The 14,778-nt window shown below is 47.7% G+C and carries 12 protein-coding genes; 7 read left to right on the top strand and 5 right to left on the bottom strand.

Annotated features, from left to right (window positions below; translation table 11 throughout):
* Positions 1 to 512: 512 nt before the first annotated feature.
* The 3 genes from Q0224_RS09330 to yaaA all read right to left on the bottom strand — a co-directional run bounded on the left by Q0224_RS09330 (position 513) and on the right by yaaA (position 3,512).
* Positions 513 to 893, bottom strand: coding sequence for a CrcB family protein (locus Q0224_RS09330; RefSeq protein WP_297943998.1), 381 nt, complete (start codon positions 891 to 893; stop codon positions 513 to 515).
* A gap of 357 nt (positions 894 to 1,250) precedes the next feature.
* Positions 1,251 to 1,982 carry a sulfite exporter TauE/SafE family protein gene (locus tag Q0224_RS09325; RefSeq protein WP_297944001.1) on the bottom strand — a complete coding sequence of 244 codons (732 nt, stop codon included), beginning with the start codon at positions 1,980 to 1,982 and terminating at the stop codon, positions 1,251 to 1,253.
* Positions 1,983 to 2,780: 798 nt separating this feature from the next.
* Positions 2,781 to 3,512 (bottom strand): peroxide stress protein YaaA, encoded by a 732-nt coding sequence (yaaA, locus tag Q0224_RS09320; RefSeq protein WP_297950832.1) that lies wholly within the window; start codon positions 3,510 to 3,512, stop codon positions 2,781 to 2,783.
* Positions 3,513 to 3,638: 126 nt separating this feature from the next.
* On the opposite strand from yaaA, the gene Q0224_RS09315 reads away from it, so the two are divergent.
* The 7 genes from Q0224_RS09315 (at position 3,639) to Q0224_RS09285 (ending at position 11,964) form a co-directional block, all read left to right on the top strand.
* Positions 3,639 to 5,321, top strand: coding sequence for an anthranilate synthase component I family protein (locus tag Q0224_RS09315; protein ID WP_297950830.1), 1,683 nt, complete (start codon positions 3,639 to 3,641; stop codon positions 5,319 to 5,321).
* Between the two features lie 315 nt (positions 5,322 to 5,636).
* Complete coding sequence (gene trpD, locus Q0224_RS09310) at positions 5,637 to 7,250, top strand: anthranilate phosphoribosyltransferase (RefSeq protein WP_297950829.1); 1,614 nt, start codon at positions 5,637 to 5,639, stop codon at positions 7,248 to 7,250.
* The gene (locus Q0224_RS09305) at positions 7,251 to 8,372 is read left to right on the top strand and encodes a DNA adenine methylase (protein WP_297950828.1); all 1,122 of its coding nucleotides are present in this window, start codon (positions 7,251 to 7,253) and stop codon (positions 8,370 to 8,372) included. It abuts the gene before it with no gap.
* Entirely contained in the window at positions 8,356 to 10,107 is a 1,752-nt protein-coding gene (locus tag Q0224_RS09300; protein WP_297950826.1) for a hypothetical protein, read from the top strand. Before Q0224_RS09305 ends, Q0224_RS09300 begins: the two co-directional genes overlap by 17 nt.
* A 62-nt stretch (positions 10,108 to 10,169) precedes the next feature.
* A complete protein-coding gene (locus Q0224_RS09295) occupies positions 10,170 to 11,018 on the top strand; it encodes a hypothetical protein (protein WP_297950825.1) in 849 nt (282 codons plus the stop codon).
* A 42-nt stretch (positions 11,019 to 11,060) separates the two neighbouring features.
* Positions 11,061 to 11,381, top strand: a complete 321-nt coding sequence (locus Q0224_RS09290; protein ID WP_297950823.1) for a hypothetical protein — start codon at positions 11,061 to 11,063, stop codon at positions 11,379 to 11,381.
* A 127-nt stretch (positions 11,382 to 11,508) separates the two neighbouring features.
* Entirely contained in the window at positions 11,509 to 11,964 is a 456-nt protein-coding gene (locus Q0224_RS09285; protein WP_297950822.1) for a hypothetical protein, read from the top strand.
* Positions 11,965 to 12,261: 297 nt separating this feature from the next.
* Here the strand turns inward: Q0224_RS09285 and yedE are convergent, their stop codons facing one another.
* Together yedE and Q0224_RS09275 are read right to left on the bottom strand one after the other, a co-directional pair.
* Positions 12,262 to 13,323, bottom strand: coding sequence for a YedE family putative selenium transporter (gene yedE / locus Q0224_RS09280; RefSeq protein ID WP_297950821.1), 1,062 nt, complete (start codon positions 13,321 to 13,323; stop codon positions 12,262 to 12,264).
* Between the two features lie 302 nt (positions 13,324 to 13,625).
* The gene (locus Q0224_RS09275; protein WP_297950820.1) at positions 13,626 to 14,768 is read right to left on the bottom strand and encodes a hypothetical protein; all 1,143 of its coding nucleotides are present in this window, start codon (positions 14,766 to 14,768) and stop codon (positions 13,626 to 13,628) included.
* Between the last annotated feature and the right edge of the window lie 10 nt (positions 14,769 to 14,778).

Raw genomic sequence — 14,778 nt, 5'->3', positions numbered from 1 at the left:
GAGGGCGAGCAGGTCAATGAAATTTGCAGAAATGAAATTAAGAGGGCTCGCAGCCGCTTGCGATAAATCTAAGATAGTGCTGCAGGATTTGACACATAAGATCGTGATTTCGGCGCGCTTTAATTTAGCTTCTAAAATTTACGTGAGAATTTTAAAATTCTAAGCTTCAAGCTTTAAAATTTGTCCGCGGAGGTTTTAAAATTTATCTGGATTTTGCCAGCCTGCCCGACGCCGAGCACCATTATTTAGCTACAATCCCTCTTGCTCGCTTTACTTTTCGCTCGTCTTACGATTTGCTCGTCTTATAATTCCTGCTTGATATTGCACTTTGCGAAACTACTTGCTGCGCGCCCTTTCGCAAAACTGCACGGCATATGGGATTGCGCCCATCGCTCGCAGATTTTGTAGCATATGCGCGCGATAAAATTCCGTAGCGCAGGCACTTTCAATAAATTTTGATTTAAAAACACAGACGCAGAGGCGTTTAAATTTAAAGCTCATGCGCTCCACGGCTAGCCTGCAAGCGCTCTGCCCGCGAGCAGCCCAGCGTAGCAAAAAAGCATACAGGCGCATACGCTTAAGACCGCGTTTAGCACACCGATAGCAAATTCTCGCGCCAGCAATAATTGCAGCGTATCGTAGCTGAACGTAGAAAATGTCGTAAAGCCGCCCAGCGCGCCTGCGATAAAAAATACCCGCACGCTCTGCGTTAAATTTAGTGCGAGTAAAAACCCTATCAGCAGGCTTCCCAGCGCATTCACGCAAAAAGTAGCGATCGGAAACGCACTCCAAAATCCGGCGCGATCCATTGCGCGCGCGATCGCTCCACTTAGACCTACTCGCGCCATCGCGCCTACACAGCCGCCTAGCCCCGCTAAAATCAAGTTCGTCAATCCAAGTCCTTTTAAAATTTGTAAATTTTATTTCGCCATCTAACCTCCATAGGATGAAAGATGTGCGACTTCGCTATTTTAACGCGGTTAGTTAAAATTCCGCTTTTAAAATTTGCTCGCACTTTTTGAAATTTCGTTTTAAAATTTTACTAGCGCGACGAAACGCGACGTTTTACGCGCCGCCGCAAGACGGAGACCAAACACGCGCAGTGTAAGAGGACGGCAAAGCAAAAAACTACGAGACGCAAAAGGGCGACGTAGCAAAACAGCGCGAACGCTTAAATCGCGCTTATAGCAAAACCGAGGCAAGGGCAAAACTATAGCGCGACAATCGCTGCAGTGCTACTACAGCAGGCGCTACTGCAACACCTTTTTTAGCGCCAGCGCAAATAGCACGACGTAGAGGACGAGCAGCCATTTTTTCTGAGTTTCGCGCTTTGCACGGCGAGCCTGAGAGGTGCCGAAATATACGCCCAAAAGCCCGCCCACGGCTAGCAGCGCGCCGCGTTCGTAATCCACATGGCCGTTGTACGAAAGGCTCAAAAGCGCGCTAAATGAGCCGAAAACGATGAAAAATAGCCCCATGCAGACCGCTCTTTTGATATCAACGCCCAAAAATCCGACCAATACGGGCGTTAGAAATACCGCGCCGCCCACGCCCATGCTAAGCGCGATCGCGCCGATAGCAAAGCCGATGAAAAACAGCACCGCCCCGTGGGGATTTGCATTGCCGCCGCTTGCTACATTCGTGCTAAAGAGTTTAAGAAATGAGATCGCAAGCGTCAGCAGAAGACCGATCTCAAGCACGATTTCTGGCGAGTATTTTACGATGAAGCCCGATATGCTCGCGCCGCACAGCCCTCCGAGCCCCACCGCGATACCGCTATCTAGGCGGAGTCTACCCGCGCGGTAGTTCAGATATGAGCCAAAAAGCGAGACGATGAACATCTGCATCACCGAGATACCCGCGGCGGTCTTGACGTCGTATCCCAGAGCCATCATCACGGGCATTACAACCGTACCGCCGCCGATACCGAAAAAGCCCGATATGAAGCCCACGACGACGCCGACAAAGGGGAGTTCTAGCATTTTTGATCCTTAAAATTTGAAGCGAAGTTTATAGCTTTAAAATTTAAAGCTCGCTAAATTTGCGGAATTTTGGATTTGAAAGCGGAGGATTTGCGGGATTTCGAGGCAGGGAATTTTGATAGTGGGATTTCGGTTTGAAATTTATGCCCCAAATTTCGGTTTGAAATTTTATCTGGAGTCGGCTTGGCTTGAAAGTTTGCAGGCGAGATTTTAGCTCGAAATTTCAGCGCGCGATTTGCAAAATTTTAAAATTTACGGGATTTTAAGGTGTGGAATTTCGGCTTGAAATTTTATGCAAATCAGCCCGCCTGCGTTTGTTCGTATTGCGGCTTGGCAGCGGATTTTAAAATTCTGCGCCCAGACTGCGGCGGTTTAGCGTAAATTTTAGATAAAATTTCACGTTTTAATCGCAACGCAGTATTTTTTGCCGCGATTAAATTTTCGACAGGATTCTATCGCGGCGAAATTTCATACGGCAAAATTCCGCACAGTAAAAATTTAGACAAAATTTTGCGGCAAAATTTCCGCGCTCTATATTCTGAAAATTGCCGCAAAACCGGTGCAAAGTCACGACAAGATCGGCGTAAAATTTTATGCGGAGTGGGCAAACGCAAAGAGCGTAAATTTTGCTCTGAAAAATCCTTACGGTAAAATTTCGCCTGCAAATTTCTCGGGGTAAAATTGCTTTGGATGGGGCGGGACTTGAACTCGCGGCAAATTTTCCGGGCTAAATTTTACGCAAAATCCGCATTAAATCTGCAAAATTTATTGTAAATTTCTCCGAGCGGTTTTCGCGCTTTATGAAATTTCCAGCACGATCTCCTTTTTTAGCCCGATCTGTTTGATCTCGAGCACGGAAGCGCCGCTCAATCGCAGCGCAAGCACCTCAGCCTCGCTGCAAGCGCGAGCCTGTGTGATTTCGCGTAGCACCTTGCCACGCCAGGCCTTGGCGTAGTGGCTCAGCACCTTGCCGCCTTTGATGAAACTAAAACTCAAATAGTCGCGCTTCATCTCATAAAATTTTTCGTAAAATCCCGCGCGCAGATCCACGATGCACTCATCCGCCAGATACCGATCCAGCGCGGCGGAGAAGCTATCGCGATAAAATTTTGCCGCGTCTATGCCGCCGAATTTTTCGCCCTGCTTGAGTTTGTAGTTCGGCAGCGCGTCGCCACCCAGCACGGGGCCGAAAAGGTTTGAAAAAATTATCGTGTTTCGCTCCGCAAACTCCTGCGCGCCGGGGCTTAGCGACGCGTAGCCTAGGGCGCGATACGCGGTGCCCGTGTAGCGCAAAAGCGCCTTCGCGCAGCCTTTTTCAAAGATATTTTCGCGCAAAGAGGCATCCCATTTTTTCAGCCCGAAAAGCTTGCAAAGCTCCGCCTCGCTTGCTTTATCCACAAAATCCGCGTAGGCGCGCAGCATCTGCAGGCGCTTTTCGTAAAGATCTGCAAAGATGAAATTTTGCTTGCAAATGCGCGTATCGCCGCCCAACTCGCTTTTCATCTCGCTTGGGGAAAATAAAATTTTCATACGCTCTCCTTAAAATTTGCTCATTTTACTAAAATTTTGCTTGCATCAAGCCCGCCTAGGCTCGCGCCGCCCGCTCAAATTTAAGCTAAGCAGCGTATAATGGCGCTAAAAATTCCAAGGACGAAAATGCTTTTAGAAGAGCCGCTGTTTTACTACCGCGAAATTTTAAAGACGCATCCGCAAAGCTACCTCGCAGAGGACGACGCCCAGGTCATCATCGGCATCGATTGCGATTATTTCGACGGATTTAAGATGAGCTTTGAGGCACTAAAGCTTAAATTCGATGAGGTAAAAAGCGCAAAAGAAGGCGCGAGCGAGTTTAAAAACGCGAGCTTTGCAGGACTTTTCGGCGTTTTGGGCTATGACATCGTGCGCGCGTTTGAAAATATCGGCGCGCCAAAGCAGGCGCTGTATGACTTCCCGCCGTTTTTTTACGCTGACGCCGCAAATTACCTGCACTACGATAAAATCAGCAAAATTTACGATTTTTACGGCAAAGATGCCCAAATTTACGAAAGCCTGCGCGGGCTTAGCCCGCAGGCTTCGCAGCAAGTCGCCGCCGAAGCGGAAGGCGCGCCGCAGAGTGCCGCAAAAGCGGACGCCGCGATAAAAATAGGATCGAAATCGCAAGGCGCGTCTGAGCCGGAGCCTAAGAAAAAAGAGCTTAAATTTAAAATTTTAACCGATCTGGGCGCCGAGGAGTCACATTTTAGCGCGATGGTCGAGGCCGCAAAAGAAAAGATAAAAAGCGGCGACGTATTTCAGGTCGTGCTGGGCGAAATTTTAGAAGTCGGCATGAATCTGGGCAGCCTGGAGTTTTACGAGCGGCTCAAAAAGAATAATCCGAGCCCCTATATGTTTCACTTCCCGACGCCGTACGGCTGCGTCGCGGGCTCTAGCCCCGAGCTGATCATGGAGATCAAAAAGGACGAAATTTTCGTCGCTCCCATCGCGGGCACTCGCAGTAGAGGCGCGAATGCCGAGGCCGACGCGGCGCTTGAGCGCGAGCTTTTGAGCGACGAAAAGGAGCTTGCGGAGCATCGGATGCTGATCGATCTAGCTCGCAACGACATCGGTAAATTCGCCGCGCCCGCCTCAGTGCGGGTGCAAAACGCGATGCGCGTCGTGCGCTACGAAAGCGTGATGCACATCGTAAGCGAGGTTTACGGCACCAAGCCGCGCGGGGTAAGCGCGTTTGAGGTGCTCGGCACTATCTTTCCTGCGGGCACGCTAAGCGGCAGCCCGAAGATTCGCGCGATGCAGATCATAAATGAGCTGGAGCGCTACGAGCGCGGCATCTACGGCGGCGGAATCGGATTTTGGCGCTTTAACGGCGATGTGATGCAGGCGATCTTGATTCGCTCGGCGATCTTCGTAAATCGCGACGCGCAAGATTCCTGCTCGGACGGGGATTTTAAACGAAATTCCTGTTTAAATTTAGACGCTGCTTGCGGCAGTGAAAATCCCGAGACGACGGAGTTTTGCGGTGCTGCGGCGCAAAAGGGCAGCGGCGGGACGCAAAATTTAGCTCGTGCAGGCGAGCGCGACGCGAGATTAAATTTAAAAGCTCGCGCGGGCGGCAGAGCACTAAATTTAGAAAACGGGTCGAGCTTTGGCCGCGCGATACGGTTTGAGGCTGCTAAATTTAACGCGGAGAATTTCGGCTGCGAAGGGCTAAATAATCTCGTATTTATCGGTGCGGGCGCGGGTATCGTTTACGACAGCTCGCCAAAGAGCGAATACGCAGAGATCTGCAAAAAGCGCAAAAGCCCGCTCAAGGTGATCGAGGAACTATGCGAGGAAGTTTAGACGCTTTAAATTTAGCTAACCGGGGGCGCACCGCTTTTCGGTGCGAGTTTGATTCGGCTAAATTTAAAACGCGTCGCCGCTAAGACGTTAAATTTAACGGCGAGCTTCATTCGGCGCCGCAAAGCCGAGATACATATCGGCTGCAAAGCAGCGTAACGTCGCAGCTGATGTAGTAATGCCGCAGCCGCGGGCGAAATTTTAAATTTAGCCCGCAGCGGCGCTAAAACGGCGCTAAATTTAGCCGCCGCAAAGCGGTTAAATTTAAACTATTTAGAATTTTAAAGAGGCGCAAACGCCCTAAAAAAGGATAAAATTTTGATTTTAATGATAGATAATTACGACAGCTTCGTTTTTAATATTTATCAATACATTTTGGAGCTAAGCGACGAGGAGGTGCGCTACTTCCGCAACGACGAGATAACGCTGCAGCAGGTGCGCGAGCTTGCCCCGTCGCACATAATCCTAAGCCCTGGGCCAAATCACCCAAAAGACAGCGGCGTCTGCCTGGATATTTTGTGCGCGGATTTGGATGTGCCGATTTTGGGCGTGTGCCTTGGGCATCAGGCGATCGGATACGCGGCGGGTGCGCAGATAAAGCAGCTGGATGTGCCGCTGCACGGCAAGAGCTCGACGATCGAAATTTTCAATGACGGCGTGCTTTTTAGCGGGCTGCCGCGAAAATTTGAAGTGATGCGCTACCACTCGCTTTATGTGGACGAAGCTACGCTGCCGCGCGAGTTTGAAATTTTAGCAAAGAGCGAAAACGACGGCATTATAATGGCGATGAAGCACCGAAGCAAGCCTGTTTTCGGCATTCAATTTCATCCCGAGAGCTTTTTTACCCAATACGGCAAAAAGATCATCGAAAATTTCATCAATTACGGCAAAAAGATAATTTTAAAGGAGAAACTCGTGGTAAATTTCGCCCCGTTTATGTTGAAGCTACAAAAGGGCTTCCCATTAGATAGCGACGATTATGCGGTCATTTGTAAGGCGCTTTACGAGCAGGATTACGACATCGTGCAGCTTGCGGGGCTGCTCGTGCTGATCAGCGAAAAGTCGCTCTACCCAAGCAGCCTTACGGCGCTCGTGCGCAGTATATTAAAATACTCGATCACCTACGACGATCCGAGCCCGATGTTTGACATCGTAGGCACGGGCGGCGATAGGCTAAAGACGATCAATATCTCCACGACCGTGGCCTTTATCGCGGCAAGCTTCGGCGTGCGCGTCGCCAAGCACGGTAACCGCGCGATTACCAGCAGATCGGGCAGCTCCGATGCGCTGGACGCTCTGGGCGTGCCGCTACTTAGCGATCTGGCGCAGATTAGAGCGCTGTTAGATCGCACGGGGCTAGCGTTTTTTCACGCGCCGTTTTTTCACAAGATCACTGCCGAGGTCAAAGAGGTTCGCAACCGCCTAAAAATCGGTACCGTCTTTAATATAATGGGGCCGCTGCTAAATCCAAATTTAAGCCTCAGCAATCAGATCGTGGGCAATTATCTGGAGGAAGTAAACGGACTCATCGCCGAAACGCTGATGATTTTGGGGCGCAAGCACGCTCTGGTGGTGCACGGCATGGACGGCATGGACGAGATCAGCCTATGTGACGAAACGCTAATCCACGAGGTCAAGGATGGCAAAATTTTAGAATACCGCGTAAATCCCGAGCAGTTCGGCTTTAAACGCGCATTTCACGGCGATATAGAAGGCGGCGACGGCGAGGCTAACGCCGAAGCTTTAAAACAAATTTTAAAAGGCGAGCTTAGCGGGCCGAAATTTGACATCGTCGTGCTAAACGCGATGTTTGCGCTATACTGCGCCGATGTCGTGTCAAGTCCTGCGGAGGCTAAGCCGCTCATTTTAGAGGCGATCAGATCGGGCAAGACGTGGAAATTTTACGAAAACTACGTGAGGGCGAGAGCTTAGATGGCTAGCGGCGAAAAGAGGGAGTTTTTAAGCGAGCAGCTCATCAGCTATCTGGGCAACAAGCGCTCGCTGCTAGCGCCGATAGAGCGTGCGATCTGCGAGATTAAGGCGGAGCTTGGGCAGAGCAAGATCAGCTTCGCGGACGTCTTTAGCGGCAGCGGCATCGTCGCGCGACTGGCTAAAGCGCACTCAAACCTCGTTATCGCAAATGACCTAGAGAGCTACTCGCGCGCGATAAACTCCTGCTATCTTTCAAATTTTAGCGACGAGCTGTGGCGAGACTTGAGCGAGCTGCACGCTGAAATTTTAAGAAATTTTACGCCGAAGGAGAGCTTTTTTAGCGAGCTGTACGCGCCGAAGGACGACCTGGATATCAAGGCGGGCGAGCGCGCTTTTTACACGCGCCGAAACACCCTGATTTTGGGCGGGCTTTGCGAGCAGATTAGCAAAATCCCGCAAAAATTTCGCGATTTTTTTACAGCGCCGCTGCTTAGCGAGGCGAGCATCCACTCAAACACGGGCGGCGTTTTTAAGGGCTTTTACAAGGACAAAGCGGGCGTGGGAAAGTTCGGCGGCAGCGGCGAAAACGCGCTAGCCCGTATAATGGGCGAAATTTCTCTGCGCCTGCCAGTGCTTTCAAATTTTGCCTGCGAAAGCGCGGTTTTTCAAGAGGACGCCGCGCGCTTTTCGCAGAGTACGCGCGAGCGCTTTTCGCAGCTTGACGTCGCGTATTTCGACCCCCCTTACAATCAGCATCCCTACGGCTCGAACTATTTCATGCTAAATTTGATCACGGATTTTATAAACGAGGGTAAGAGCCCAAATGCTGCGGAGCTTAGCAGGGTTTCTGGGATCCCCGCAGACTGGAACCGCTCGGCGTATAATAAAAAATCAAGTGCTGCGGAGGAATTTTTCGCGCTGCTGGCGGAATTTCCGGCGAAATTTTTAATAATCTCTTTTAATTCCGAGGGCTTCATTTCGAAGGCGGAATTTTTAAAAAACCTCGCACACATCGGCTCCGTGCGCACGATAGAGATCCGCTATCCGACTTACCGCGCGAGCAGAAATTTAAACGCGCGCGAGCTTTACGTGACTGAATTTTTATATGTCGTACAGAAGTAAGATCAAAATTTGCGGCATCAAAAGCGCCGCCGAAGCTCGCGCGGTGCTGGCGTGCAGCTCGGCTTTATGCGCAAATTTAGAGTGCACGGACGGCGCCAAAAATTTACCGCAATCGGGTAGTGAGAGCTTAATAAAAAATTCTAATTTTTGCGGCGAAAATTCTGAGCGGAATTTTAATTCGGATGCCGAGAATTTTACGCGAAATTTCAATTCTGACGGCCAAAATTTTGCACAAAATTTTAATCAGGACGGCGAAAATTTCACCTACCGCGCACAAAATCATGCAAATTTTACGTCCGAGCAAAATTCCGATTGCGATAAAAATTTCGGCGGCAGTTCGCGAAATCTGGGCGATGGCTCGGGCGTGCGCGTGGAGTTTTTAGGCGTGATATTCGTATCAAGCTCCAAGCGCCGCGTGAGTATAGAGACAGGGCGCGAGATCGCACGCATCGCGCACGAAAACGGCGCAAAGTGCGTCGGAGTTTTTGCTTTGAGCTCCGAAAAACACAGCGTCGCCTCGTGCGAATGTAAAAATTTTAGCGGCAAAACTTGCGGCAGCAATAGCGGCTTAGAATTTTATGAAAACGAGCGCGAGGATTTGAGCGTAAATTTAAACGCAAGCCGCACCGCGTCTGCTTCTGTAAAAGATCTAAATTTTGAAATTTTAGACGCGGAAGCTTTAGACGAGGAGCAAATTTTAAAAATTTGCAGCCTTTGCGAGCTAGACTGCGCTCAGATTTATGGACACATAAGCGCGGATTTCAAAGCGCGCCTCAACGCAGCAGGCATAGAGGCGTGGCAGGTGCTAAGCATTGGCGCTGAGATTCCGCCACTTAAGGGTTTGAGCTGCGACCGGATCTTATTTGACGCCAAAGGAGCGAGCCTGGGCGGTAACGGCGTGAGCTTCGACTGGGATCTGTTACGACGCGTAGGGCTTGGCTACGAAGGGCAATACGACGCGACGCGTGATGAAAAATACTGCGCGGGCAGCACGATTCAAAGCATAGGCGACACAAAATGTGACTCGGCTAGCGGGCGCTGCGATACGCAAAATAACGCAGTAAGTGGCGAAAAAAAATGCTATGTAGCGGGCACCGCTCAAAGCTCAAACGGCGCAAGGAGCCATCTTAAACACAGCGCGATCTGTAACAGATATAGCGAGGGGAATTTAAAGCGCGACAAAAACAACGGCTACAACAATTCCTGCGTGGAGCATAGCGAAAACGGAAATTTAAATCTCGAGAAAGCAAGCAACATGTGCTGTGCCTCTAATAGCAATGAAGCGAGCGAGCGCGCACATGATATTGTTCGATCGAGCAATACGAAACAAGAAGCGAGCGCCGATCGTCGCGCCGCAAAGAATGACGATGAGTGCAAATTTAGCGCGTGTGCTACCGCGCGGCTGAGTGGTGTAAGACCCGCAAGCGAAGGCGTCAATGATCAAGGCGCAAGCGACTATAAGGCGGGCGCGCCAAATATTTCAAATGACGGCGGCGAAGTAGGCAAGCTGGATGCCACAAAAGATGATAGCGCGAATAAGCATGACGCTTCTGCTAAAAACGGCACGATCTCTTTCATTCTTGCTGGTGGTATCGGTGCGCAAAATATCCTTGAAGCGCTCGTGCTGCGTCCTTACGCAATCGATCTAAACAGCCGCATGGAGGACGCGCGAGGCATTAAAGATCCACAAAAGATAAGCGAAATTTTGCAAATTTTAAAAAATGCGCAAGGCTGATCTCTGCGTGCAAACTCGCGCGATAGTTATATCTAAATCAAGCGCGTATAAGGAGGAACCAAATGCGTAAGGACGAAATTGCTAGGTTTGGCATAAGCAAAACGCGGTATGATAAAAATATAAAGGATTTCTTACAAGATAAAAATTGCGATAAGCGAAATTTGGCGGGCGGCGGGCTAAAATTTACGAGCGATGGCAGGCAAAATTCTATAAATGCCAGCGAGCAAAATTTTACGAATGTCGTTGAACAAAAATCGCAAATCGATCTCTCTTGTGCCACTGATACACCTTTGCAAAATTTTAAAACTCAAGCAAGGGATTACGACAAAGAGCCGATAATCATAAAAGATAATTCAATAGAGATGATTAAATTTTATTCGCCATTTCTGTATTTTCTTAATTTCATAGATTTTGGAACAAGGCAAGACTCGCCAAGATCCGTTAAACGCTGGCTAGAACTTTCGGATAAATTTGGCACCTGCTATATAAAATTTAAAAATTCAGTTATCGAATATTATTCAGAGAAAAAGAGGGCGACTCTATACTCTATAAATTTATCCGAAATAATTGCAATAAAACGCACCTTTGGACCGTCTACTTTAAAAATGACGGAAAAAGGTAAAATTTCAACATTTTTTGTCGCGTTCGGGTGGATAATCTTTTTATCTTTGGTAGTAACTTTTAAAAATAAAATTTCTTATGGAATTTTAATTGTGCCGATCTCCTTATTTTTGGCGTTTGCGCCCTTAATCATATTTAGATTTAAGAAAAATTTGGGATTTGATATAGGAAACGACAGCCTTATTTTTATGAGCAACGGTAATTATATCGAAGCAAGCATACTAACAAGTAAAGAATACGGGGAGCTAAAAGCCTATTTTCTATTGAAAACGGGAAAAAAATTTAGATAAAATCCCGCCACAAATTTTTGTGTAGGCTATAAAGAATAAAAGATGGATAGAAAACAGAGGCTTGAGAAGCCAAATAAAATTTTAAATGAACGGCGTCAAAATTTAGAGCGGGGTTCAGGGCGGAATTTTGATGCCGAAAATTCTGACAGTAAGAATTCTAAATTTGAAAAACTCACAGATGACTCTACGATAAATACAAACGAAAAGCCTAATAAATTTGAACAAAATTCGAGTTGCACTCGTGATTACAATAAAGAGCCTTTAGCGCTCAAAGATAGGACTAGTTTTTATATAGTTCTTGCTACGGCATGCACGCTTGCGATTATGATTTTTATGTATTTCATACGAACCCAATCAAACTAGATATAATCAGCTTTTTATAGTATTTCCATTTTTCGGATTGCCTATCATAATGGAATATTTTACAAATTTTTACAATAAGAAATTTGTAAAATTTTATAATGATCGAGTTGCTTATTATACAAATAAAATGCCCGAAAAAACTATATTCTTAGATGATCTTAAGGATGTAAAAAGAGCCTATTTTGCAAGAGATAATGAGTGGCTTAGGAGGCAAGGCGCTTTTTATAGATTTTTCTTAAAATTTGATCCGTATGCTACGATAATCGCTTTTTTATTGATCTGCATATTGGTATTAGCTATCGGCGTAAGAAAATATATAGAAACAGGTAGTTCCAAAGTAATTTTTATATTAATATTGACGTTTTTGTTTTTATTCATCTCAAAATTTATGTATTTTTTGGTTTTTAAATTTCAACTTAGACGTATATTCTACGATAATATAATAATCCGAGGCAAGGATAAAGATATCGCCTTTACGATAGAAACTATGGACGACTACGTCAGGATAAAAGAATTTTTTATAAAGAGAAAAGGTATTGATTTGGATAAGACTCAGCGCCACGTATGGCTGGATTTTAATTAGCAATTAAAGAGCTTTAGATGAAAAAGTCTCAAATGGCGAAGCCTTTAAATTTTTAAAATTTAAAGGCGCGACTCTTAAAAATTGATCGTAATCTTTCTTGCGCGGAATCTATTTTATCATTTGCTTTATCGCGTTATGAATACGGCTGCAAATTTTTAAATTCCATCTCTAGCTGCTTGCGCCAATCTTGCAGCGAGCGCTCTGCGCTAGCGGCGTATTTCTTTATAAGTACGCCGCCAGAGCTTGACTAGATACACCGCCTCTGTATAGATTGATCTCTGAGATTAAATATCAGCCTTAAGCGGCGCGTCTTTGAAAAATCCCCACGTAAAGCGCGAAAACAAAACCGATCGCGACCGCGTAAGGAGCGAACTCGGTGATACCTTTGGCCGAACTTGCAAGCAAGAAATTATGCGCGATCGCGGCGCCCGCCGCCATGCCGATGACGAATATGCCCGAGCTTAAATTTCCCGTCCCGGCCTGCACCAGATGCTTGCCCGGGCAGCCCTCGCTAAGGCTGAAGCAAAGTCCTGCGAGCACCATGCCTAAGAAATTCCAAACGAAATCGTTATGAGCGATAGGCTGGCCGTCAAAGCCGAGCTTATATTGACCAAACGCGATATTTGCGATACTTGCAAACACGATGACGCTTAGCACGCCCCAAAACATCGAGAAATCGCCGCGGAAAATTCTACCGAACGCGCCGACGCTGCAAAATTTGCTTCTATGCATCACCGCGCCCACGATAATGCCCGCAGCCAGCGAGATGCCTACCGCAGCATGTTGCGCGCCGGGGCCTTTAGAGGAGATAAAAAGCGCGCCGCCCTCGCCCGTTTTGAGTCCGAAAACCAAGGCCGCAAGCAGCGCAGCGCCCAGTAGCACGGGCAAAATTCCGATCGCGCCGCTAAGCCTTGCCTCTTTACTCGCCTCATAGCCGCGCTTTTTAAGCAAAAACCCAATGAGTACGCCGCAAATCAGACCCGCTAACCCGGCTAACGCGGTCAAATCGCCGCCGCCTAGGCGCAAAAACGCGCGCCACGGACATCCCAAAAACACAAGGCAGCCGATCATCGCAAAAATTCCTAGGAAAAATTTCGCAAACGGCGAGCTGCCGGTAACCGGCGCAAACTCGCGCGTCCAAAGCACGCTTGCTAAAAAGCCGCCGAATACGAGCCCTATGATCTCAGGGCGGATGTATTGCACCGCGCTAGCTCGGTGAAAGCCCAGCGCGCCCGTGGTATCGCGCAAAAAGCAAGCAACGCAAACGCCCATATTGCCCGGGTTTCCCAAATGCACCAGCGTCGCACCCAGCACGCCTAGCACGGCGCCTGCGATGATGTACCATTTAACGTTATTCATGAAAAAGTCCTGAAATAATCTAGATCGACCGATCTCTTAGGCACGATTTTATCCTTTGTAAAATAAAAAGCAAATAAATTCCGATCTAAATTTTAAAAAGTAAGAATCCTATCCATACTTAAAAATGACTAAAAATAGAATTTAAAAAGTAGTTAAGACGGGGTTCGGACATACGAAGCCAGTCTTAACTATAGAATTTTACTTAAATATAAATAAACCAGCCTTAATTTCTCGCACGAAGTCGGAAATTCTATTTTTACATACGGCCACAAAGCCCGCAAGTTGCGAAATTTCTCGTCTCATCAATCGATAGCGTTGGAGCTTTTTAGTACCACTAGATGTTTTTTGCCCGCGAAGCTTAACACTACGGCAGCATTATTTTCGTCGATTTCGCGCACCAGCTCTACTCGCACGTCGCTAGGTCTTGCGGTATCCGAGCTAAGCAGCTCATTTTCTAAAATGCTTCTAAATGCCGAAACCTTGGGCTCTTTTGCATCCGATCTTTCCTTTGCTCCCTCGCGAAATTCCATCGTGCCACTCTCGGCAGGTCTTACTTTAAGCGGCGAAATTTTATCCTCTGCTCTTATATTCTCGGCGCTCTCAGAGCTTTCGTCCGCCTCCGTAGCTTCCGAACGCTCGGCACGCGCAACCTCATCGTAAAATTTATCGCGCATGCTCTCTTCGCTCACGTTCTCGCCTCTTAAAAAATCTGCACCATCTACGTTTTTTGAGTCGTTAGAATTTTTTAAATTTAAAGCGGAGGCCTCATCTTTTTTCGCAAACTCTTGCGCGTCAGAATAATTTGGGTTCTTTGATCCGCTCTGATTTTTAAAAGAGGAGTCGTTTAAAATTTCATCTATGCCCGCTTCGTCCACGTCGGCCTCCTCTATGCTAGCGTCGTCTTCAAAAACCCGCCATGTCTCGTCGATACTTTTTTGCGGCTTGTGTGATAAAAATTTTCGCACGCCGACGAAAGCCGCAGCCGCAAGTAGTAGCGCTACGATTATCGGCATCACGGAAACCCCGCTGCTACCGCTTTGCGCCGTCTCACTCGCCTCGCTCTTTACGCTCATCTTGCTCTGATCGAAAGCGGGGTTTTTTACGCGCAAAATGAGCTTTAAATTGCCGTCTTGAGTAAGAGCATCGACCGATAGATCGGCTCCGGTGGGGAAATTGATCTCGATATCCTTGCCTTTGGGCGCTATCGTAAAGCTTTTTAAGACCTTTTGATTGGTGCGCATTTCGTTGAATTTCTCATCGCCGCCAAGCCCTTTTAAAATAAGACTCATCGACTGCCCGTCGACGCGGCGCACGATGTCCGGCTTGTATGCGGAGTCAAACGCCAAGGCGATGTCTACGCTATCGTCGTGGTTGAAAAGATCGTATTGCATCAGATTGGCGCCGAGGCAAAAATTTGCGATTAAAATCAAAAATATCTTTTTCATGCTTTTTCCG

The organism is uncultured Campylobacter sp. (assembly GCF_938002845.1).
Taxonomy (GTDB): Bacteria; Campylobacterota; Campylobacteria; order Campylobacterales; family Campylobacteraceae; genus Campylobacter_B.
The sequence above is the reverse complement of the archived record's forward strand: the minus strand, read 5'-3'. Positions and strand labels throughout refer to the sequence as shown.